We start from the raw sequence: 21,115 nt of genomic DNA on the forward strand, positions 1-21,115 counted from the left end.
GCGACCGACGGCCCACGACCAGGAGTAGTCCGTGCACCTCGCCCCCCGCCCGCGGGTCCTCGCCGCCGCGGCCCTCACCGCCGTCCTCGTCCCGCTGGTGGGGACGGGGCCGGCCCTCGCCGACGACGCGCCGGCCGTCGGCGACACCGTCGTCGGCGAGCTGGTCCAGGCCTGGGCCGAGCACGCGGACCCGGAGGAGGCGGCCGAGCACGCCGAGGACGCCCTGCTCAGCTGGGTGACCGAGGCCGACGGCACGAGCGTCCGCGTGGACACCGGGGACGTCGACGACGTCCCCGTCGGCGCGACCGTCGAGGTGACCCTGGGTGAGGAGGTGCCCGCCGAGCCGGGTGCGCCCGCGGGTGCCGAGCCGGTGCACGAGGTCCTCGACGCGGAGGTCGTGGCGCCCGCGGAGGCCGCACCGGTGGCCCCCGCCTCGGCGCCGTACACCAACGAGGTCACCGTCGTCCTGGTGGCGCCGAAGGGGACGTCCCCGGACGCCACCACGGTGCAGCAGGTCGTCGACGAGGTGAACGGGCCGGTCGCGGACTTCTGGGAGACCCAGAGCGACGGCGCGGTGCGCATCCACGCCACCGCCGGCCGGGAGACGTGGGTCTCCACGACCGCGGTCTGTGACACGTCCTCGGCCATGTGGACCGCGGTCGCCGGCGAGATCGGCTGGACCGCCGGTCCCGGGCGGCACCTGATGCTCTACGTCCCCGGCTACCCGGCCGGCATGCCGTCGTGCGCCTACGGCCTGGCCCAGGTCGGCTCCGCGCCCGGCGCCGGCGGGTCCCTCTACGTCCGCGGCGTCCGGACCTCGGTCATCGCCCACGAGCTCGGCCACAACTTCGGCCTCGGCCACGCCTCGGCGGTGCAGTGCGACGGTGCCGTCGAGACCGGCACGTGCCGGACCGTGTCCTACGGGGACTGGTACGACGTCATGGGCGTCTCGTGGAACGAGGTCGGCTCGCTCAACGCCCCGCACGCCGCCAGGCTGGGCTTCCTGCCCTCCTCGGCGACGGCGAGCTCCACCGCGGCGGACCAGGGCGGCAGCTGGTGGCTGTCGCCGCTCGGCGGCCGCAGCGGCACCCGGGTGCTGTCCCTGGTCGGGAACGACGGCGTCCGCTACTGGCTGGAGTACCGGGCCGCCGTCGGCCAGGACGCCTGGCTCGACCCGGGGACCGGGTACGGCTTCGAGCCCGGGGTGCTCGTGCACGTCGACGGGCCCGGTCCGCGCAGTGACACCTCCGTGCTGCTCGACGCCACCCCGTCGGCGCAGGCGGGGTGGGACGCCGACGAGCAGACCGTGCTGCCCGCGGGCGGGGAGGTGACCGTCGGCGGCCTCGCCATCCGGGTCTCGAGCGCGACGGCGACGGGCGCGGCGGTCAGCGTGCTGCGCGGTGTCCCGGTGCCGTCGGCCGACAGCCCGATCACGGTCCTGCACCGCGACCTCGGGGGCGACGGCGGCCGCCTCGGCGCGCCCGTGGGCCCCGAGCAGTGCGACCTGCGCGACGGCGGCTGCGCCCGCTCCTTCGTGGGCGGCGTGGTCACGTGGTCCCCGGCCACCGGGGCACGGGTGCTCGAGGGCGCGATCCTCCAGCAGTGGATCCACGCCGACGGCCTCGCCGGCGTGATGGGCTACCCGGTGGGTGACATGGTCTGCGGCCTGGTGCGCGGCGGCTGCGGGCAGCAGTTCCAGGGCGGCTCGATCTACTGGTCCCCGGCCACCGGCGCGCACGCGGTGACCGGCGGCATCCGCGGCTACTGGGCCGGGACGGGCTGGGAGTGGGGCTGGCTCGGCTACGCCACCGGCGACATGAGCTGCGTCGACGGGCGCTGTACGCAGTACTTCGAGGGCGGCGTCGTGGCCTGGACGGCGGTCACCGGCACCCACGGCACGGGCGGTGCCATCGCCCAGCGGTGGTTCGTCACCTGGCACTCCCAGGGGATCGGCATGCCGACGACGGAGATGGTCTGCGGCCTGCCGCGCGGCGGCTGCGGGCAGCAGTTCCAGGGCGGCTCGATCTACTGGTCCCCGGCCACCGGCGCGCAGGCCGTCTCCGGGGCGATCCGCGGCTACTGGACCGGGCAGGGCTGGGAGCGGGGTCCCCTCGGCTACCCGCGCAGCGACATGACCTGCACGGACGGGTACTGCCTCCAGGCCTTCGAGGGCGGACGGGTGACCTGGTCGGGTGCCACGGGCACGCACGGCCTGTTCGGCGGGATCGGCGAGTACTGGTTCTTCCGGCGCACCACCCAGGGGCTGGGTCTGCCGACGACGGAGATGTGGTGCGGCATGGTCCGCGGCGGGTGCGGCCAGCACTTCGCCGCCGACTCCTCGGTCTACTGGTCCCCGGGTACCGGCACCAACGCCGTCGGCGGCGCGATCCGCGGCGCCTGGGCGGGGCTGGGTTGGGAGACCGGCCGGCTCGGCTACCCGGTGTCGACGATGACCTGCCGCAGCGAGTGCGCGCAGAGCTTCGAGGGTGGCCGGGTGACCTGGTCGCCCTGGGCCGGCACCCAGGTGGTCCTCACCCGCTGACGACGACGGCCCGGCGGGGATCCCGCCGGGCCGTCGTACGCGTGGGGGAGGGCGGTCAGGCCGTCGACCCCTCGGCGTCGGCGATGGTGCAGATGACCGCACCGCTGGTGACGGTGGCGCCGACCTCGGCCGACAGGCCGGTCACGGTGCCCGCCTTGTGCGCGGTGAGGGGCTGCTCCATCTTCATCGCCTCGAGGACGACGACGAGGTCACCGGCCTCGACCGTGTCGCCCTCGTCGACGGCGACCTTGACGATCGTGCCCTGCATCGGCGAGGTCAGGGAGTCGCCGGACACCGCGGAGCCGCCGTGGCCCGAGCCCCGCTTGCGCGGCTTGGCCCCGCCACCGGCGGCCACCGGCGCCCCGCCGCCCGCGGCCAGCCCGGCGGGCAGGGAGACCTCCAGCCGCCGCCCGCCGACCTCGACGACGACGGTCTGCCGCGACGCCTCCTCCTCGGCTCCGGCCGGCGCGGCGCCGTACGGCTGGACCCGGTTGTCCCACTCGGTCTCGATCCAGCGGGTGTGCACGGTGAAGGGCTCGCCGGTGAACGCCTCGTCGCGGACCACCGCGCGGTGGAACGGGACGACGGTCGGCATGCCCTCGACGGCCAGCTCGTCCAGCGCGCGGCGGGCGCGCTGCAGCGCCTCCTCGCGGCTGGCGCCGGTGACGATCAGCTTGGCCAGCATCGAGTCGAACGCGCCGGCCACCTCGCCGCCGGTCTCGACGCCGGAGTCCCAGCGCACGCCCGGGCCCTGCGGGATCTCCAGCCGGGTCACCGGGCCGGGGGCCGGCATGAAGTTGCGGCCGGCGTCCTCGGCGTTGATCCGGAACTCGATGCTGTGCCCGCGCGGGGCGGGGTCCTCGGTGATCTCCAGCGGCAGCCCCTCGGCGATGCGGAACTGCTGGCGCACCAGGTCGATGCCGCTGGTCTCCTCGCTGACCGGGTGCTCCACCTGCAGGCGGGTGTTCACCTCGAGGAAGGAGATCGAGCCGTCGACGCCGACGAGGTACTCGACGGTGCCGGCGCCGTGGTACCCGGCCTCCCGGCAGATCGCCTTGGCCGACTCGTGGATGCGCGCCCGCTGCTCGTCGGTGAGGAACGGCGCCGGGGCCTCCTCGACCAGCTTCTGGTTGCGCCGCTGCAGCGAGCAGTCGCGGGTGCCGACGACGACCACGTTGCCGTGCGTGTCGGCCAGGACCTGCGCCTCGACGTGCCGCGGCTTGTCGAGGAACCGCTCGACGAAGCACTCGCCGCGGCCGAAGGCCGACACGGCCTCGCGGACGGCGGAGTCGAACAGGTGCGGGATCTCCTCCTCGGTGCGGGCGACCTTCAGGCCGCGCCCGCCACCGCCGAACGCGGCCTTGATCGCCACCGGCAGGCCGTGCTCCCGGGCGAAGGCCAGCACCTCGTCGGCGCCGGAGACCGGGTCCTGGGTCCCGGGCACCAGCGGCGCGCCGGCCCTGGTGGCGATGTGCCGCGCGGCGACCTTGTCCCCGAGGGCGACGATCGACTCGGGGGAGGGGCCGATCCAGGTGAGCCCGGCGTCGAGGACGGCCCGGGCGAAGTCGGCGTTCTCCGACAGGAAGCCGTAGCCGGGGTGGACGGCGTCGGCGCCGGAGCGCTCCGCGGCGTCGATGATCTTCTCGATGACCAGGTAGGAGTCGCCGGGCGTCGTCCCGCCCAGGGCGAAGGCCTCGTCGGCGACGCGCACGTGCAGGGCGTCCCGGTCGGGCTCGGCGTAGACCGCGACGCTGGTCAGGCCGGCGTCCCTGCACGCACGAGCGACGCGGACCGCGATCTCCCCGCGGTTGGCGATCAGGACCTTCTTCACCGGTCGACTCCCTCGTTCGTGGACCGCCCGGACTGTAGCCAGGCGACGGCGGCCTCCTCCCGGCAGGGCAGCGGCGGTCCACCGGTCGGCCCGGGGAGTGGACCGTTCCGTCCTCTGCCGACTCCGTGGTCCCAGCGCTCCCACCCGTCGCTGCTCTCCCGTCGGGGACGGCGACGTGCGCTTCCATGACAGCGTGACCGCGAGTCTGCGAGACGAGCACCCGGCGGTGCGCCCCGCGCGACGGCGCCTCCGCGGGTGGTGTGCCGCTCTGGCGCTGGCGGCGCTGGCGACCGTGCTGGTCGTCGTGCCCGGGCACCCGGCGGATGCCGCCTGGGTGCCGGCGAACGCGACCCAGCTCGTGACGGTGGAGGTCCCCACCGCGACGTCGACGACCGGCAGCCTGCGCGCGTGGGAGCGGACCGCGTCCGGGTGGCGCCTGGTGTTCGGGCCGGTGCCCGCGCGCGTGGGTGCCGCCGGTGTCGGCCAGGCCCGCGAGGGGATCTCCGTGACGCCCGCCGGCACCTACCCGCTGACCGGTGGCTTCGGCCGCCAGCCGAACCCGGGCACCGCGCTGCCGTACTTCCAGACCGACGAGCTCGACTGGTGGGACGGCAACCCGAGCTCGCCCACCTACAACACGCACGTCCGCCAGGCGGCCAGCCCCGGCGGGGCGAGCGAGAACCTGTACCGGACCGGCGCCGTCTACGACTACGCGGTCACCATCGGCTACAACCTCGCGCGGGTGCCCGGTGCGGGGTCGGCGATCTTCCTCCACGTCGCCAACAGCTCGGCGACCGGCGGGTGCGTCTCGATCGAGCGCAACGCCCTGGTCACCCTCATGCGCTGGCTGCGCCCGGACGCGGCGCCGCACATCATGGTGAACGTCGCACCGGTGAAGAACGCCGTCGCCGACAGCTGGTACGCGGCCGGCGGCCAGGCCTCGCTGCTCGGCCTGCCCACCGGCGCCGAGCGCGCCGTGGGCGACGGCCGCGGCGCCACGCAGGACTTCGAGGGCGGCACGGTCGCCTGGTCGGGGGCCACCGGCGCCCACTGGGTGGTCAACGGCATCGCCCGCTCCTGGTGGGCCACCGGCCGCGAGCGCGGCCGGCTCGGCTACCCGGTCACCGACGAGGTGGCCACCGCCGACCGCAGCGGGGCCTTCTCCTGGTTCGAGCGCGGCGCGGTCTACTGGTCGGCGCCGAGCGGGACGCACTGGATGACCGGCGGGATCCTCGACGCCTGGGTCCGGCAGGGCTACGAGCAGGGCCGCCTGGGCTACCCGGTGACCGACGAGCTGGCCACCGCGGACGGGCGCGGCGCGTTCTCCTGGTTCCAGCGCGGCGCGGCGTACTGGTCGGCGTCCAGCGGCACCCACTGGATGACCGGCGGGATCCTCGACGCCTGGGTCCGGCAGGGCTACGAGCAGGGCCCCCTCGGGTACCCGGTGACCGACGAGCTGGCCACCGCGGACGGGCGCGGCGCGTTCTCCTGGTTCCAGCGCGGCGCGGCGTACTGGTCGGCGTCCAGCGGCACCCACTGGATGACCGGCCCGGTCCTGGACGCCTGGATCCGGCAGGGCTACGAGCAGGGCCCGCTCGGCTACCCGGTGAGCGACCCCTACGCGTACGCCGGGGGGACGCGGGTCGACTTCCAGGGCGGCTCGCTGGTGGCCGACCGGTCGGGGGCCGTCACCCGGGTCTGAACGCCACCTCGCCGGGGCGGGAGCCCCGCCGGTCCGCGGTGACCGGCGGGCTCCCGCCGTCCGTGGTGGACACGGGACCGACACCGGCGCGGTCGTGCCCAGGAGCCGGAGGGCCGGCCGCCCCAGGCGGGGGAGGGGAGGGCTCAGCCGCCGCAGCGCAGGTCGAGGTCGACCTCGCCGACGCCGGTGTCCTGGCCGAGCAGGGTCGTGGTCACGACGAGCCGGGGGCCGTCCACGCGGTACTCGCCCTCGGACAGGGGCGTCCGCTGCTCCACGTCGCCGTCGAGGACGGTGAGGACGACGCCGTCGGGACCGGCGGCGACCTCGAGGGTCGCGGTGTCGACCGAGCCGGTGACCGCCGTCCGTCCGGCCTCCGGGTGGGTGCAGGCGCCCGTCAACGGCCCGGCCAGCCGGCCGAGGCCCTGGTACCGGACGTCGACGGTGCCGGAGGCGGCCCCCGCGGGGAGTGCGGCGAGCGCGTCGGCGACGTCGGCGCCGGCGGCCGGCGGGACGGTGGCGGCGGCGGGCGCGGGGGAGCCGGCGGGCGTCGCGTCGTCGCCGTCGGCCGTGCAGCCGGCGAGGGCGAGCAGCAGCAGCGGAGCGAGGGCCAGGCGTCGCACGGTCACGGGGTGCTCCCGGCGGCCGGTGCACCGGCCGCGGCGTCCGTGCCGCTGCCCGACGGTGTCGCGGGCACCTCGGAGCCCGCTCCGGTCGTCGCGGACCCGGCGGCCCCCGGGCCGGCCGTCCCCGTCGGGGTGGCGGTCGGCGTCGGGGTGGCGGTCGCGGACGGCGCCGGGGGAGCCGACGGTGTCGCGGGCGTCGTCGGTGCCGAGGAGGTCGTCGGCGCCGCGGGCGTCGTCGGTGCCGCGGTGGTCGAGGGGGCCGCAGGCGCCGCCGGGGCGGGCTGCGCCGCCGCCGTGGCCACGGCGGGGACCGGGCGGACCTGCCCGGTGGCCCGGTCGAGGAGGAGCGTGCCGCCCTGGAAGCTCACCTGCGTGCCCCCGGCGACCGTCTGCGGGTCGCTGAGGGGGTAGCCCAGCGGGCCCTGCTCGTAGCCCTGCGCGATCCACGCCTGGAGGATCGGGCCGGTGAGCCAGTGCGCCCCGCTCGACGCCGACCAGTAGACGGCGCCGTCCTGGAACCAGCCGAAGCGGCCCTGCCGGTCGGCGGTGGTCAGCGGGTCGGTGACCGGGTAGCCCAGCGGCCCCTGCTCGTAGCCCTGGCGGATCCAGGCGTCGAGGACCGGGCCGGTCATCCAGTGCGTCCCGCTCGACGCCGACCAGTACGCCGCGCCGTCCTGGAACCAGGTGAAGGCCCCGCTGCGGTCGGCGGTGGCCAGCTCGTCGGTGACCGGGTAGCCCAGCGGGCCCTGCTCGTAGCCCTGGCGCACCCACGCCTCGGCGATGCCGTTCACCACCCAGTGGGAGCCGGTGGCCGCCGACCAGTACACGGCGCCGTGCTCGAACCAGTTGAAGGCGCCGCGCCGGTCGGCCGTGGGGAGCTCGTCGGTGACCGGGTAGCCCAGCGGGCCCCGCTCGTAGCCCTGCGCGATCCACGCGGCGAGGTTGCCGTTCACCACGGCGTGCGCACCGGTCGCACCGGACCAGTAGACCGCGCCGCGGTCGAAGTACTGGAAGGCGCCGCGCCCGTCGGCGACCGCGCGCTCGTCGTCGACCGGCATGCCGAGGGCGCCGGCGGCGCCGCCGAGGCGGGTCCAGGTGTCGGCGATGGCGTTCTGCACCCGGGGGATGCGGCCCTCGGGGAACATGCGGGCGACGGCGCCGGTGATCGAGGCGTCGGCGTGCGCCGCGCCCAGGCCGGAGGGCTCGCGGGTCAGCACGACGACGACGTAGCGGCCGTCCGGGCCGACGAAGCCGGTCGAGTGGCGGAAGACCTGCCCCTCCACGCAGCACATCCAGCCCTGCTTCTGGCCGATGACGGCCTCGCCGGGCAGGCCGTCGCGGAGGCCGAACCACTGGTGGTAGCCGTCGGTGCCGTCGGGCGTGGAGGCCCGCAGCTCGTCGACGAGCCAGCGGGTGGAGGCGGGGGACAGGCCGCCGGTGCCGTCCAGCAGGCGCTGGTAGTAGACGGCCGTGTCGTGGGCGGTGATGCGGACGTTGCCCCAGTACCGCAGGTTCGTCGTGCCGGCGGTCTCGGCCATGCCGTACCGGGCCGCGACGTCGGTGACGATCCCGTTCTGCCCGAAGGCGACCCAGAAGCGGTTGGCCGGCGCGTTGTCCGACGACCGCAGCATGCGCGACATGTCGGCGAGGTCGGTGCCGCTGAGGGCGATCTGCCCGAGGTCGCGCCGCCGCAGCAGGCTGTCGGCGATGAAGACCTTCATCACCGAGGCGGAGTAGAAGTGCTGGTGGGCGATGCCGCCGTTGTCCCGGTACTGGCCCGTGGCCCGGTCGAGGAGCGCGATGCCGATCGTGGTGCCCCGGTCGGCGGCGAAGGTGCTGCCGGCGGCCACACGGTCCTGCAGGTGGTCGGCCCGGGCCGCCCAGCCGATGCCGAGGACGCCCGCGACGACGAGCGCCACGACCAGCGGCAGACGCAGGTGGCGCCGCAGGCGGGTCCTCGACGGCGCCGGGACGACGCGGCGGGCCCGCTCCGGCGGCCGGGGCACGGTCACCGGGTCACCGGCACCGCGTGCCGGCCGGAGGCCTGCCGGTGGACCGGCAGGGGGACGGCGGGGAGCGAGAGGCCGGACCCGTGGCCGCTCGCGGCGACGGGGGAGCGGTGCGGCGGCGCCGGGACGTCGACCCGCGGCAGCCGGGTGGTCGCGTGGCCGGGCACGGGGGCGGCCGCCGCGACCGGCGGTGCGTCGGGACGGCGCTCGGTGGCCCACCGGCGTGCCGCGGCGTTGACCGGCTTCTCGACCCAGCGGTGGAACAGCACGCCCGCGGTGACGGCGACGGCGACGGCGGCCACCAGGACCAGGTCGGCGACCGGCAGCGACAGGCCGGAGCGGCGGAGGGCGGCGCCCAGGACGAGGAACACCGGCATGTGCACCAGGTACAGCGAGTAGCTGGTGTCGCCCAGGGTCCGGGCGAGCCGGCCGGCGCGGCCGGTCCCGCGGGTCCGGCCCAGCGGGACCAGCGCCAGGAAGAGCAGGAACAGCGGCAGGCCCCAGAGCAGGACGCGCCGGGCGCTGCCGCTGGCGTCGAGGACCGTCCACGCCTCGGAGACGGTGCCGAAGCCGACCACGAGCTCGGTGGCCAGCACCCCGGCGCCCACGGCGCCCAGGGCCCACCACAGCGGGCGGACCCGGTCGAGCAGCCCGGTCACCCACAGCTGGTAGGCGACGATGCCGAGGGCGAACTCGAGCAGGATCGGGTTGGTCGCCCAGCTGAGCAGCAGGTGCCCGGGCTGCAGCCACGCGCCGAGACCGACCGCCACGACGATCAGGGCCACGAGCAGCCCCGGCCGCCGCGCCAGCCCGAGGGCAACGAGGGCGGCGACGGCCAGGTAGAAGGTGAACTCGAACGACAGCGTCCAGCCGACGTCGATGACCGGGACGGTGTAGTGCTGCGCGTCCGCCACCGGCACGAACAGGACCGCGTTGGCCAGCGCCCGCCAGGGCAGCGGGTGCGGCTCGCCGGCGAAGGCCTGCAGGCAGATGAACAGCGCGCACGCGGCGAGGAAGGGCGGCGCGATCCGCAGCCAGCGCAGGACGAGGAAGCGCCGCGCTGCAGCCGCTCCCGACGACCCGGCGACCGAGAGCGCCATGACGAAACCGCTGATGACGAAGAACAGGTCGACGCCGATGGCGCCGAAGTTCTCGAGGTGGCCCAGCGGGATGATCCGCGACTGCCCGAGCGCCGGGTTCAGCAGGACCAGGTCCACCGCGTGGGCGAAGACGACGACGACGGCCGCGACGCCCCGCATGACCTGGACGCTGTCCAGCCTCGGCCGGCCGGTCCGCCCCGTCGCCGTCGCCGTCGTCCCCGTCCTCAACTCCACGGCGGGGACGGTAACCGGATCGTTACTCTCCGATGCTGGAACGCCACCGTGTGTCGCCGGAGGACCTGCTGGTGGTTTGTGCCCAAGTCCAGCGGCACCCGTTGTGCACGTGTGTCCCGGCGCCCCCGGGGACCGGGCGGACGGGGCTAGGGTGACGCGGGTGACGCGGGACACGAGCCGGCCGGCCGCGCCGCTCAACGCGGGCTTCGACGGGGACCCCGGCGGCTACGACGACCTGCGCGCCTGGGGGCACATGGCCCTGCGCCGGCACGACTACTTCGACGAGGTCGTGCGCGCGACCCCCGGGCCGGTGCTCGAGCTGGGGTCGGGGACGGGGACGCTGCTGCGCGCCCTCGCCGCACGGCACCCCGACCGCACCTTCCTCGGCGTCGAGCCGCTGGACGCCTACGTGGACTACGCCCGGGAGCGCGCCCACCGGGACGGGCTGGGCAACGTGCGCTTCGAGGTGGGCGCCGGCGAGGACCTCGGCGCGGTGGTGCCCGACCGCTGGGCCGGCCTCGTGCTCACCGTCGACACGCTGCACCACGTCGTCGACGGGCAGCGGGTGACCCGCGAGCTCGCCCGCGCCACCCGGCCCGGCGGCCGCTGGCGCGCGATGGAGCCCAACCGCCAGCACCCCTGGGTCTGGCTGTACCACGTCCTGACCCCCGGGGAGCGGACCTTCCCGCCGGGCCGCTTCCTCCGGGTGGCCGGGCAGGCGGGCTGGCGGCTGCGCGGGCGGGAGCGGATGTTCGTCGTCCCGAGCGGCACCCCGCCGCTGCCCGCGTGGGCCGCCCGGGCCGAGCGTGCGCTGGAGCGGCTGCCGGTCGTCTCCGGCGCCGTCGTGCACGACCTCGTGCGGAGCTGAGGTCGGTGCGGAGCCGAGGTCAGCGCCGCCAGAGGTCGGTGACCGTCAGCCCGCGGCGGCGCAGCTGCTCCCGCAGCGCGGCCAGCGACAGCCCGACCACCGACGCCGGGTCCCCCTCGACCCGGCGCACGAACGGGGCGCCGAGGCCGTCGAGGGTGAACGCGCCCGCGACCGCCAGCGGCTCGCCGGTGGCCAGGTAGGCCTCGACCTCCGCGGGCGTCGGGGTGGCGAAGTACACGACGGTCGAGGTGACGACGACGTCGCGGGACTCGACCGCGCCACCGCGGACGTCGAGCAGCGCCTGCCCGGTGTGCAGCACGCCCGAGCGCCCGGACATCCGCCGCCAGCGCTCCCGCGCCTCGGCGGCGTCGGCCGGCTTGCCCATCGGCTGACCGCGGAACTCCAGCAGCGAGTCCGCGCCCACCACCAGGGCGTCGTCCTGGTGCCGTGCGACGGCCGACGCCTTGGCCGACGCCAGCAGCGCGACCTGCTCGGCGACGCGCGGCGCCGTCACGGTGGTCTCGTCGACGTCGCTGACCACGACCTCGGGCGCGAGGCCGGCCTGGCGCAGCAGCGCCAGCCGGGCCGGCGACGCCGAGGCGAGCACCAGCCGGCGGATGTCACTCATGCGTACCTCCCGGACGCGCGCCAGGCGCCGGGGCCGGGCTGCAGCGGCTGCCGGTGCGCGTCGGCTCGGCTCGCCCACGCCCCGACCGGGGTCGGGCGCCGCCGCGGCCGGCGCTGCGCGAGCGCGGCCACGACGACGGTGAGGGCGGCGAGCTCCTCGTCGGTCGGCTCGCCGCGGACCACTCTCAGCAGCGGGCGCTGCTCCTCGCTCACAGGGGGATGCCCACTCACAGGGGGATGTTCCCGTGCTTCTTCGGGGGCAGCGTCTGGCGCTTGTTGGCCAGCAGCCGCAGCGCCTTGGTGATCTCGATGCGGGTCTCCGAGGGGCGGATCACCTGGTCCACGTACCCGCGGTCGGCCGCGATGTAGGGCGACAGCAGCGCGTCCTCGTACTCGGTGATGAGCTCCGCGCGGCGGGCGTCGGCGTCCGGGGCGTCGGCCAGCTCCCGCCGGTACAGGATGTTCACCGCGCCCTGGGCGCCCATGACGGCGACCTGCGCGGTCGGCCAGGCGAGGTTCAGGTCGGCGCCGAGGTGCTTGGAGCCCATGACGTCGTAGGCGCCGCCGTAGGCCTTGCGCGTGATGACCGTGATCTTCGGGACCGTGGCCTCGGCGTAGGCGTAGATCAGCTTCGCGCCGCGGCGGATGATCCCCTCCCACTCCTGCGACGTCCCGGGGAGGAAGCCCGGGACGTCGACGAAGGTGAGCACCGGGACGTTGAAGGCGTCGCAGGTGCGCACGAAGCGGGCCGCCTTCTCACTGGCGTCGATGTCCAGCGTGCCGGCGAACTGGGTGGGCTGGTTGGCCACGACGCCGACCGGCCGGCCCTCGACCCGGCCGAACCCGACCACGATGTTCGGCGCGAACAGCGCCTGCACCTCGAGGAACTCACCGTCGTCGAGCACGTGCTCGATGACGGTGTGCATGTCGTAGGGGGTGTTCGGCGAGTCGGGGACGACCGTGTCGAGCTCGTGGTCCTCCTCGGAGACGCCGTCCGGCGTCGTGTCGGCCGGGGCCACCTCGACGGCCGGCAGCGGGTCGAGGTTGTTGCTCGGCAGGTAGGACAGCAGCGCCTTGACGTAGTCGAGCGCGTCGGCCTCGTCCTCAGCCAGGTAGTGCGCGACGCCCGACTTGGTGTTGTGCGTGCGGGCGCCGCCGAGCTCCTCGAGCGTGACGTCCTCGCCGGTCACGGTCTTCACGACGTCGGGCCCGGTGATGAACATCTGGCTGGTCTGGTCGACCATCACGACGAAGTCGGTGAGCGCGGGGGAGTAGACGTGCCCGCCGGCCGCGGCGCCCATGACCAGCGAGATCTGCGGGATGACGCCGGAGGCGTGCACGTTGCGCCGGAAGATCTCGCCGTAGAGGCCGAGGGAGACCACGCCCTCCTGGATGCGCGCGCCGCCGCCCTCGTTGATCCCGATCACCGGGCAGCCGTTGCGGACGGCCAGGTCGAGGACCTTGACGATCTTCTCGCCGTAGACCTCGCCGAGGCTGCCGCCGAAGACGGTCACGTCCTGGGAGAACACGCACACCGGGCGGCCGTCGACCGTCCCGTAGCCGGTGACGACGCCGTCGCCGAAGGGGCGCCGGGCGTCCATGCCGAAGTTGGTGGAGCGGTGGCGGGCGAACTCGTCGAGCTCGGTGAACGAGCCCGGGTCCAGCAGCGCCTCGATCCGCTCGCGGGCGGTCATCTTGCCCGCTGCGTGCTGCTTCTCGACCGCCCGCTCGGAGCCGGCGTGCGTGGCCTCCTGGACGCGGCGCTCGAAGTCCGCCAGCTTGCCGGCGGTCGTGTGGATGTCGACGTCGCCGGGGACGTGGTCGCCGGCGCTCTCCAGTTCAGCCGCACTCACGGCCCGTAGCGTAGGGGAGTGCCCGACGCGCCCTCCGCCCGCTGGTCGGAGCTCGACCGCCCCCCGCTCGACGCCGCGGCGCTGCAGGCCGCCCTCACCAGGGACAGCCGGCTGTGGCGTTCGCTGGAGGTGGTCGAGGAGGTGGGTTCCACCAACGCGGTCCTCGCCGAGCGGGCCGCCGACGACGACGTGCCCGAGGGCGCCGTCCTCGTCGCCGAGCACCAGGCCGCCGGGCGGGGCCGGCTCGACCGGACCTGGGCCTCCCCGCCGCGGGCCGGGCTGACCGTCTCGGTGCTCCTGCGGCCCGACGTCCCGGCCGCCCGCCGCGGCTGGCTGCCGCTGCTCACCGGTGTGGCGCTGGCCGAGGCCGTCGGCGAGGTCACCGGCGTGCGGACCTCGCTCAAGTGGCCCAACGACCTGCTCGCCGCCGACGGCGCCAAGCTCGCCGGGATCCTGGCCGAGGGGGTGGGGACCGCGGTCGTCGTCGGCACCGGTCTCAACGTCGGCACCCGCCGGGAGGAGCTGCCGCCCACCGGGTCGTCACTGACGCTGGTCACCGGCGCCCCGGTGGACCGCGGGCCGGTCCTGCTGGCCTACCTCCGGGCGCTCGAGCGGCGCTACACCGCCTGGACGGCGGCACTCGGCGACCCGGTCGCCACCGGCCTGGCCGCGGACTACCTCGCCCGGTGCTCGACGGTCGGCGCCGAGGTCGCCGTCACGCTGCCCGACGGCTCGACGCTGGCCGGCACCGCGACCGCCGTCGACTGGGACGGCCGCCTGGTGGTCCGCACCGACGACGGCACGGTGGAGCTGGCCAGCGGAGACGTGCAGCACGTCCGGACACGCCCCGCCGGAGCCTGACGCGCGCTCCGCGCTCGGTCATCCTGGCCGGGTGCCCTACCCCGACAGGCTGCTGGCCGACGACGAGGAGGTCGTCGTCCACCTGCACCCGCACTGGACGACGCTGTTCTGGCCCGTGGTCGCGCTCCTCGCCGTCGTGGGCGCCGGCTCCTACCTGGCGGCCCTCGTCCCCGCGGGCCGCCAGCAGGGCGTGCTGCGGATGGTCCTGCTGGGCGCCGTCCTGGTCGCCCTGGCGGTCCTCGTGCTGCGGCCGGTGCTCCGCTGGCGCACCACCCACCTGGTCGTCACCACGCACCGGCTGCTGGTCCGCTCGGGCGTCCTGTCCCGCCGCGGCCGGGACGTGCCGCTGTCGCGCGTCACCGACGTCACGTCCCGGCAGACGCTGCGGCAGCGGGTCGTGCGGTCCGGGACGCTGACCGTCGAGACCGCCGGGGAGGGCGGCCCGGTGGTGCTCGAGCGGGTCCCCGCCATCGACGAGGTGCAGCGGCTGCTCGCCACCCTGGTCGACGAGGACGACCGCGCCGCCGTGACGACGGCCCCGCGCGCGTGGGAGGACGGGGCGGACGACGGCCCCGGGTGGGACACGTGGTGACCGTGCCCGGGCACGACTGGCGGCCCCTGCCAACCTGATCTCGGGAGCTTCGTCGCTTTTCGGCTCGAGGGCGTTGCGGAGACCGGCCGTACCGTGGCCTGTGCAAGCGCTGGACAGCACCCTCCGACGGTTTGGTGGTTCCGTGTCACATCGATCCGAGTCGGTCCCGCCTGCCCTCGGACCGTCGGCTGCCGCAGCGCCCGTGGTCGGCGGTGGTGGTGAGATCCGCTCGCTGACCGGGCTGCGCATCGTCGCGGCGCTGTGGGTGGTCGTCTTCCACTTCTGGTTCACGCCGGGCGACGCCTACCGCGCGGTGTGGGAGCCGCTGCAGCCCCTGGTCCACACCGGGGCACTGGGCGTGGACCTCTTCTACGTGCTCAGTGGCTTCGTCGTCACGCTGACCTACCTCGACAAGCTCGGCCCGCGGCCCTCCACCCGGCGCACGGTGGCCTTCTGGTGGGCGCGCTTCTGCCGCGTCTGGCCCGTGTACGCGCTGGTCACCACGGTGTTCGGCGGCTGGATCCTCTACAAGGCCAGCCGCACCGACGACCCCTTCCTCGTCTGGCAGACGGTGCAGCCCGACGTCACCGTCTCCTCGTGGCTGGAGCAGCTGGCCATGGTGCAGCTGTGGCACCAGCCCTACTTCGACGGCTCGTCCTGGGTGGGCGCGGCCTGGTCGATCAGCGCCGAGTGGCTGGCCTACACGCTGTTCCCGCTCACCGTGCTGGTGCTGTGGCGCCTGCGCCGGCTGCCCCCGGTCGTCACCGGCCTGCTCGCCGTCGCCTGCATGCTGCCGTTCGCCCTGCACTGCTACGCCACCGGCGAGGCCTACTTCCCGTGGAGCTGGCTGCTGCGCATCGGCGCGGGCTTCCTGGCCGGTGCGTTCACCTGCCTCGCCGTCCGGCGGATCCGGGTCACCCCGCGCGTCGAGCGGATCGCGGCCGTGGTCGCCGTGCTGGTCGTCGTGGAGGTCCTCGTCGGGCTCTGGTGGGGCTGGTGGCGCGGCCAGGGCGCCGGTGAGTTCGGCGGCGTCGTCGTGGTGTTCTTCCCGGTCCTCGTCGCCTCGCTGGCGCTGTCCCGCCGCGGGCTGAGCCGGGCGCTGTCGTGGCAGCCGCTCGTGCACGGGGGGCGGATCTCCTACAGCCTCTACCTGGTCCACGTGCCGCTGTTCGAGATCGCCTGGACGCACATGGGCTGGTACCCGGCGATCGGCCCGGGCAGCGGCCTGGGCACCCTGCTCGTCCCGCACCTGCTGCTGGCCGCCCTCGTCGTGGCGCACCTGGTCTACCGGTACGTCGAGGAGCCGAGCCGGCTGTGGCTGCGCCACCGCGGCCCCGGGCGCTGGACCCGCCTCCGCCGGGAGCCGGCGTCGGCGGCGGCCGGGACCGACCTGCCCGCGACGCCCGAGGCGTCGCCCCAGCAGGGGCCTGCGGACGGCGACGCCGAGGCGGCCGCCGGGTCCGCGGACGCCCCGCTCCCGTCGCAGCGCGTCGGCGCCTGAGCCGGCAGTCCCGTTCCTGTCGTACCCCCGACCTACCCTGCGCGCCCATGCGACTGCTGCACACCTCGGACTGGCACATCGGGCGGTCGCTGCACGGGGCGGACCTGCTCGCCGAGCAGGAGGCGGTGCTGTCCGGGCTCGCCCGGGTCGTGGCCGAGGAGGGCGCCGACGCCGTCGTCGTGGCCGGTGACGTCTACGACCGGGCGGTGCCCTCGGCCGACGCGCAGGCGGTCCTCGACCGGGTGGTCGGCCGCCTGGTCGGCGCCGGCGCCACGGTGGTCCTCACCCCCGGCAACCACGACTCGGCGCGGCGGCTGGGCACCTTCTCCTCGCTGCTGACCAAGGCCGGGCTGCACGTCCGCGCCGAGACCGGGCGGCTGGACGAGCCGGTGCTGCTGGCCGACCGGCACGGCGAGGTCGCCGTCTACGGGCTGCCCTACCTCGAGCCGGAGATCGCCCGGCACGAGCTCGGCGTGCCGGACGCGCGCAGCCACGAGGGCGTCCTGCGGGCGGCGATGGACCGGGTGCGCGCCGACCTGTTCCTCCGCCCCGGCGCCCGCTCGGTGGTGCTCGCGCACGCCTTCGTCGGCGGCGGGGTGGCCAGCGACAGCGAGCGCGACATCTGCGTCGGCGGGGTGGACGTGGTGCCGGCGCCGGTGTTCGACGGCGTCGACTACGTGGCGCTGGGGCACCTGCACCGCCCGCAGACGCTGAGCGACCGGATGCGCTACAGCGGCTCCCCGCTGGGGTACTCCTTCGGCGAGGCCGGGCAGGACAAGCAGGTGTGGCTGGTCGACCTCGACGCCGGCGGGCTGGCCGGCGTCCGGTCCGTGCCGCTGCCGGCCCCCCGGCCGCTGACGGTGCTCACCGGCGCCCTCGACGACCTGCTCGCCGACCCCGCCCACACCGCCGCCGAGGAGGCCTGGGTGTCCGCCCGGCTCACCGACCCCGTCCGCCCGGCCGACCCGATGCGCGCGCTGCGCACCCGGTTCGCGCACTGCGTGCACCTGGAGTGGGTCGGCGGCACCGGCGGCGGCGACGGCCGCAGCTACCAGGAGCGGCTGCGCGGCCGGGACGACCTGGACGTCGCGGGGGAGTTCGTCGCGCACGTCCGCGGCGGGGTGGGCGTCACGGCCGCCGAGCGCGACCTGCTGGCCCGGGCGCTGGGCGCCGCGGGCCGCGAGGAGCTCGCCCGGTGAGGCTGCACACCCTCACCCTCACCGCCTTCGGCCCCTTCGCCGGCACCGAGACCGTCCGGGTCGACGAGGTGGCCCGCGACGGGCTGTTCCTGCTCTGGGGCCCCACCGGCGCCGGCAAGACCACGCTGCTCGACGCCGTGGTCTTCGCGCTCTACGGCACCGTCCCGGGCGCCCGCGGCGAGGCCCGCCGGCTGCGCAGCGACCACGCCGACGCGGCCACCCGCACCGAGGTCTCCTGCGAGCTGACCCTCGCCGGCGAGCGGCTGCTGGTGATCCGCCGCCCGGAGCAGACCCGGCCGAAGAAGCGCGGCACCGGCGAGACCACCGAGCAGGCGAAGCTCATCGTGCAGCGCCGGGCGGCCGACGGCTGGGAGCCGGTGAGCACCCGCATCGACGAGGGCTCGGAGTACCTGCGGGTGCGGCTGGGCCTGTCGGCGGAGCAGTTCTGCCAGGTGGTGCTGCTGCCCCAGGGCGACTTCGCCCGGTTCCTGCGCGCCGAGCCCGAGGACCGCGGCCGGCTGCTGCGCACGCTGTTCGACGTCGACCGGTTCGCCCGCGCCGAGGACTGGCTGGCCGGGGAGCGGCGGGCCGCCGAGGAGGAGCTGCGCGCCGACCGGCACCGGGTGAGCACGCTGCTGCACCGCGTCGCCCAGATCGCCGACGTCGAGGTGCCCGAGGAGCTCGCCCCCGAGCTGGTCGGCGCCCGTCCCGGGGCCTCGGTCGGCGCCTGGGTGACCGGGGTGCGGGGCCGGGCGGCCGAGCGGCTGGTCCGCGCGACCGCCGAAGCCGAGGACGCCGCCGCCGCGAGCGCCCGGGCCGAGGCGGAGCTCGCCGCCGCCCGGGCGCTGGCCGACCGGCACGCCCGCCGCGACCGGGCCCGCGCCGAGCTGGAGCGGCTCACCGCCCGCGAGCCGGAGCTGGCACCGCTGCGGGACCGGGCCGACGCCGGCCGCCGCGCCGAGGTGCTGCGCGACGTGCTGGACGCCGCCGGGCGCGCCGCCCGCGCCGCCGAGCGCGCCGCCGCCGGCCGGGAGGCCGCCGACGCCGCCTGGGCCGCGGTCTCCGGGGGGCGCCCGGCCGGCCCGGAGCCGGCGCGGGAGCTGCGCGACGCCGCCGCCGCGGTGCGGACGCTGCTGCCCGAGGCCGACCGCGCCGCGGAGCTGGCCGCCGAGGTCGCGCGCCTGGCCCGCGAGGCCGGACGGCTCGGCGACCGGGTCGCCGCCGGCGCCCGGGCGGTCGAGGAGGAGCCCGCCCGCGTGGCCGCGGCGCAGGCCCGGCTCGACGCCGCGCAGGCCGCCGCCGCCCGCCTTCCCGGCGTCACCGCCGCCGACGAGGCCGCCCGCGCCGCGCTGGAGGCGGCCACCCGCGCCGCGGAGGTCACCGGCCGGCTCGACCGCGCCGCCAAGGCCGCCGACGCCGCCCGGCTGGACTGGCTGGAGGCGCGCGAGCGGCTGGTCGAGGTGCGCACCGCCCGGCTCGAGGGCATGGCCGCCGAGCTCGCCGCCGGGCTGACCGAGGGCGCCGACTGCCCCGTCTGCGGCTCGACCGCGCACCCGCGCCCCGCGGTGCCGGCCGGCCCGGCGGTCACCGCCGACGACGAGGAGCACGCCCGCGCGGCCGTCGACGCCGCCGACGAGCGGCGCACCGCCGCCGGCCGGGCGGCCGAGGAGCTGGAGCGGCAGCTCGCCGTGCTGCGCGCGCAGGCCGGGGAGCTGCCGGCCGCCGAGGTGGCCGGGCGGGCGGCCGCCGCGGCGGCCGAGCGCGCCGAGGTGGCCGCGCTGGCCCGCGGGGTGGAGCCCGCCCGCCGCGAGCTGGCGGCGGCCGAGCAGCGGCGCGACGCCGCCGCCACGGCGCTGGCCGCCGACCGCGAGACGCTGCAGCGGGTCACCGCCGAGCACGACGCCCGCGCGCAGGCGCACGCCGAGCTGGCCGCCCGCCTGGACGCCGCCCGCGGGGAGGACCGCGACCTGCCGGCCCGCGTCGCGCGGCTCACCGCGGAGGCCGCCCGCTGCGAGGCCGCCGTCGCCGCCGCCGAGGAGGAGCGCCGCGCCCGCACCGCCGCCGAGGAGGCCCGGGCCGCCGCCGAGCAGCGCGCCGTCGCAGCCGGCTTTCCCGGGACGGCGGAGGCGTCGGCCGCCCTGCTGGAGCAGGGCCGGCTGACCGAGCTCGACCGGCGGCTGCGCGAGCACGACGAGGCGCACGCGGTCGTGGTCGCCACCCTCGCCGACCCCGAGCTCGCCGACCTCGGCGAACGCCCCGACGTCGCGGCCGGGCAGCAGCGCTGCGCCGGGCTCACCGCCCGCCGCGAGGAGGCCGTCACCGCGCTCGACCAGGCCCGCCGCTGCGCGGACGCCCTCGACGCGCTCGCCGGCGACGTGGTCTCCGCCGAGGTCGAGCTGGCCGAGCGCCGGGCCCGCGCCGAGCAGGTCTCGGGCCTGGCCGACCTCGTCGGCGGGCGCGGCGCGAACACGCTGCGGATGCGGCTGCAGTCCTTCGTGCTCGCCGCGCGGCTCGAGCAGGTCGCCGAGGTGGCCAGCCGGCGGCTGCAGGAGATGTCCCGCGGCCGCTACACCTTCCTGCACAGCGACGCGCTGGGCCGCCACGGCGCCCGCGGCGGCCTGGGCCTCGACGTCCTGGACGAGTACACCGGCGTCCGGCGGCCGACGAAGACCCTCTCCGGCGGGGAGAGCTTCATGGCCTCCCTCGCCCTCGCCCTGGGCCTCGCCGACGTCGTCACCGCCGAGGCGGGCGGGGTCCAGATGGACACCCTGTTCGTCGACGAGGGCTTCGGCACCCTCGACGCGCAGGCGCTGGACGCGGTCATGGGCGTGCTCGACGAGCTGCGGCGCGGCGGGCGGACCGTCGGCGTCATCAGCCACCTGGAGGAGCTGCGCACCCGCATCCCCACCCGGCTCGAGGTCGTCGCGGGGCGGTCGGGCTCGCGGCTGGCCGGCTGACCCCCGCCGGGCGTCCCACGGCGCCCGGGGACCGGCCCGCACAGCACCGCACCCGGCCTCCCGAGGCGGGAGACCGGGTGCGGTCGGGGAGCTCGTGGGTCCGTCAGCGGGTGACGGTGGCGCTGCCCTCCGGAGGCACCGCCGCCGGGTGGTCCGGGGCCACGAACACCCACCTGCGGTAGGCGAAGTAGCGGATGAGCGTCCCCAGCACGGTCGAGACGATGTTGGTGACCTGCAGGACCAGCGAGCTCTCCTGGCCCAGCGGGTAGCGGACCAGGGCGACGAGGGCCAGCCCCAGCAGCAGGGTCACCGTGTTGACCACGATGAACAGCGTGTACTCGCGCCGCAGCCCGGTCCGCGCCCGGTGCGAGAAGGACCAGTGCCGGTGCGCGAAGTAGGCGGCGGTCATCGAGACGACCGTCGACAGGAACTTCGCGGTCACGGCCCCGATGCCGACGTGGGCGTAGAGGACCTGGAACAGCCCGAGGTCGAGCGCCATGGTCGCGGCGCCGACGACGCCGAACGCCGAGATCTCCTTGAGGAGCATCCGCCAGGTGCCCTCCAGTCGGCCGCGGAGGTCGCTGACGATGCCCACCCGGCCGAGTGTAGGTGCCGA

Annotated in this window: 16 protein-coding genes; 8 read left to right on the plus strand and 8 right to left on the minus strand. The window is 76.4% G+C overall.

Annotated elements, in window-relative coordinates:
- The first annotated feature begins 31 nt into the window (after positions 1 to 31).
- The gene (locus ACI796_RS09010; protein WP_456940889.1) at positions 32 to 2,542 is read left to right on the plus strand and encodes a reprolysin-like metallopeptidase; all 2,511 of its coding nucleotides are present in this window, start codon (positions 32 to 34) and stop codon (positions 2,540 to 2,542) included.
- Between the two features lie 55 nt (positions 2,543 to 2,597).
- Here the strand turns inward: ACI796_RS09010 and ACI796_RS09015 are convergent, their stop codons facing one another.
- Entirely contained in the window at positions 2,598 to 4,373 is a 1,776-nt protein-coding gene (locus ACI796_RS09015) for an acetyl/propionyl/methylcrotonyl-CoA carboxylase subunit alpha (protein ID WP_456940890.1), read from the minus strand.
- A 193-nt stretch (positions 4,374 to 4,566) separates the two neighbouring features.
- Here ACI796_RS09015 and ACI796_RS09020 point away from each other — a divergent pair, with 193 nt between their 5' ends.
- A complete protein-coding gene (locus tag ACI796_RS09020) occupies positions 4,567 to 6,075 on the plus strand; it encodes a hypothetical protein (RefSeq protein ID WP_456940891.1) in 1,509 nt (502 codons plus the stop codon).
- A gap of 143 nt (positions 6,076 to 6,218) precedes the next feature.
- Here ACI796_RS09020 and ACI796_RS09025 read toward each other — a convergent pair whose 3' ends face one another.
- From ACI796_RS09025 to ACI796_RS09035, 3 genes are read right to left on the minus strand one after another with little or no spacing between them, the layout of a single operon-like run.
- Entirely contained in the window at positions 6,219 to 6,701 is a 483-nt protein-coding gene (locus ACI796_RS09025; RefSeq protein WP_456940892.1) for a hypothetical protein, read from the minus strand.
- On the minus strand, positions 6,698 to 8,710 hold the full coding sequence (locus tag ACI796_RS09030; RefSeq protein ID WP_456940893.1) for a serine hydrolase: 2,013 nt from the start codon (positions 8,708 to 8,710) through the stop codon (positions 6,698 to 6,700). The genes ACI796_RS09025 and ACI796_RS09030 overlap by 4 nt, the downstream gene beginning before the upstream one ends.
- A complete protein-coding gene (locus ACI796_RS09035; protein WP_456940894.1) occupies positions 8,707 to 10,041 on the minus strand; it encodes an acyltransferase family protein in 1,335 nt (444 codons plus the stop codon). Before ACI796_RS09035 ends, ACI796_RS09030 begins: the two co-directional genes overlap by 4 nt.
- 160 nt (positions 10,042 to 10,201) lie before the next feature.
- Between ACI796_RS09035 and ACI796_RS09040 the strand changes: the two genes are divergently transcribed.
- Positions 10,202 to 10,909, plus strand: a complete 708-nt coding sequence (locus tag ACI796_RS09040; protein ID WP_456940895.1) for a class I SAM-dependent methyltransferase — start codon at positions 10,202 to 10,204, stop codon at positions 10,907 to 10,909.
- A gap of 19 nt (positions 10,910 to 10,928) precedes the next feature.
- Here ACI796_RS09040 and ACI796_RS09045 read toward each other — a convergent pair whose 3' ends face one another.
- Genes ACI796_RS09045 through ACI796_RS09055 form a run of 3 tightly spaced genes read right to left on the minus strand, consistent with a single transcriptional unit; the run spans position 10,929 to position 13,389 of the window.
- Positions 10,929 to 11,537 carry a Maf family protein gene (locus tag ACI796_RS09045; RefSeq protein ID WP_456940896.1) on the minus strand — a complete coding sequence of 203 codons (609 nt, stop codon included), beginning with the start codon at positions 11,535 to 11,537 and terminating at the stop codon, positions 10,929 to 10,931.
- Complete coding sequence (locus ACI796_RS09050) at positions 11,534 to 11,749, minus strand: acyl-CoA carboxylase subunit epsilon (protein WP_456940897.1); 216 nt, start codon at positions 11,747 to 11,749, stop codon at positions 11,534 to 11,536. Before ACI796_RS09050 ends, ACI796_RS09045 begins: the two co-directional genes overlap by 4 nt.
- 14 nt (positions 11,750 to 11,763) lie before the next feature.
- Positions 11,764 to 13,389: an acyl-CoA carboxylase subunit beta gene (locus tag ACI796_RS09055; protein ID WP_456940898.1), complete on the minus strand. Its 1,626-nt coding sequence runs from the start codon at positions 13,387 to 13,389 to the stop codon at positions 11,764 to 11,766.
- 18 nt (positions 13,390 to 13,407) lie between these two features.
- Here ACI796_RS09055 and ACI796_RS09060 point away from each other — a divergent pair, with 18 nt between their 5' ends.
- From ACI796_RS09060 to ACI796_RS09080, 5 genes are all read left to right on the plus strand, one after another.
- Entirely contained in the window at positions 13,408 to 14,250 is an 843-nt protein-coding gene (locus ACI796_RS09060) for a biotin--[acetyl-CoA-carboxylase] ligase (protein WP_456940899.1), read from the plus strand.
- A 31-nt stretch (positions 14,251 to 14,281) separates the two neighbouring features.
- A complete protein-coding gene (locus tag ACI796_RS09065; protein WP_456940900.1) occupies positions 14,282 to 14,842 on the plus strand; it encodes a PH domain-containing protein in 561 nt (186 codons plus the stop codon).
- A gap of 202 nt (positions 14,843 to 15,044) precedes the next feature.
- Positions 15,045 to 16,343 carry an acyltransferase family protein gene (locus tag ACI796_RS09070; RefSeq protein WP_456940901.1) on the plus strand — a complete coding sequence of 433 codons (1,299 nt, stop codon included), beginning with the start codon at positions 15,045 to 15,047 and terminating at the stop codon, positions 16,341 to 16,343.
- A 47-nt stretch (positions 16,344 to 16,390) separates the two neighbouring features.
- Positions 16,391 to 17,542, plus strand: coding sequence for an exonuclease SbcCD subunit D (locus tag ACI796_RS09075; protein ID WP_456940902.1), 1,152 nt, complete (start codon positions 16,391 to 16,393; stop codon positions 17,540 to 17,542).
- Complete coding sequence (locus ACI796_RS09080) at positions 17,539 to 20,499, plus strand: AAA family ATPase (protein WP_456940903.1); 2,961 nt, start codon at positions 17,539 to 17,541, stop codon at positions 20,497 to 20,499. The genes ACI796_RS09075 and ACI796_RS09080 overlap by 4 nt, the downstream gene beginning before the upstream one ends.
- A gap of 103 nt (positions 20,500 to 20,602) precedes the next feature.
- Here the strand turns inward: ACI796_RS09080 and ACI796_RS09085 are convergent, their stop codons facing one another.
- Positions 20,603 to 21,094, minus strand: a complete 492-nt coding sequence (locus ACI796_RS09085; protein ID WP_456929441.1) for a GtrA family protein — start codon at positions 21,092 to 21,094, stop codon at positions 20,603 to 20,605.
- Between the last annotated feature and the right edge of the window lie 21 nt (positions 21,095 to 21,115).

This window comes from Geodermatophilus sp. SYSU D00525 (genome assembly GCF_054050475.1).

Coding starts and splice junctions, on each gene's coding strand:
- ACI796_RS09045 (WP_456940896.1), bottom strand. CDS start 11,537: ATGAGTGACATCCGCCGGCTGGTGCTCGCCTCGGCGTCGCCGGCCCGG.
- ACI796_RS09075 (WP_456940902.1), top strand. CDS start 16,391: ATGCGACTGCTGCACACCTCGGACTGGCACATCGGGCGGTCGCTGCAC.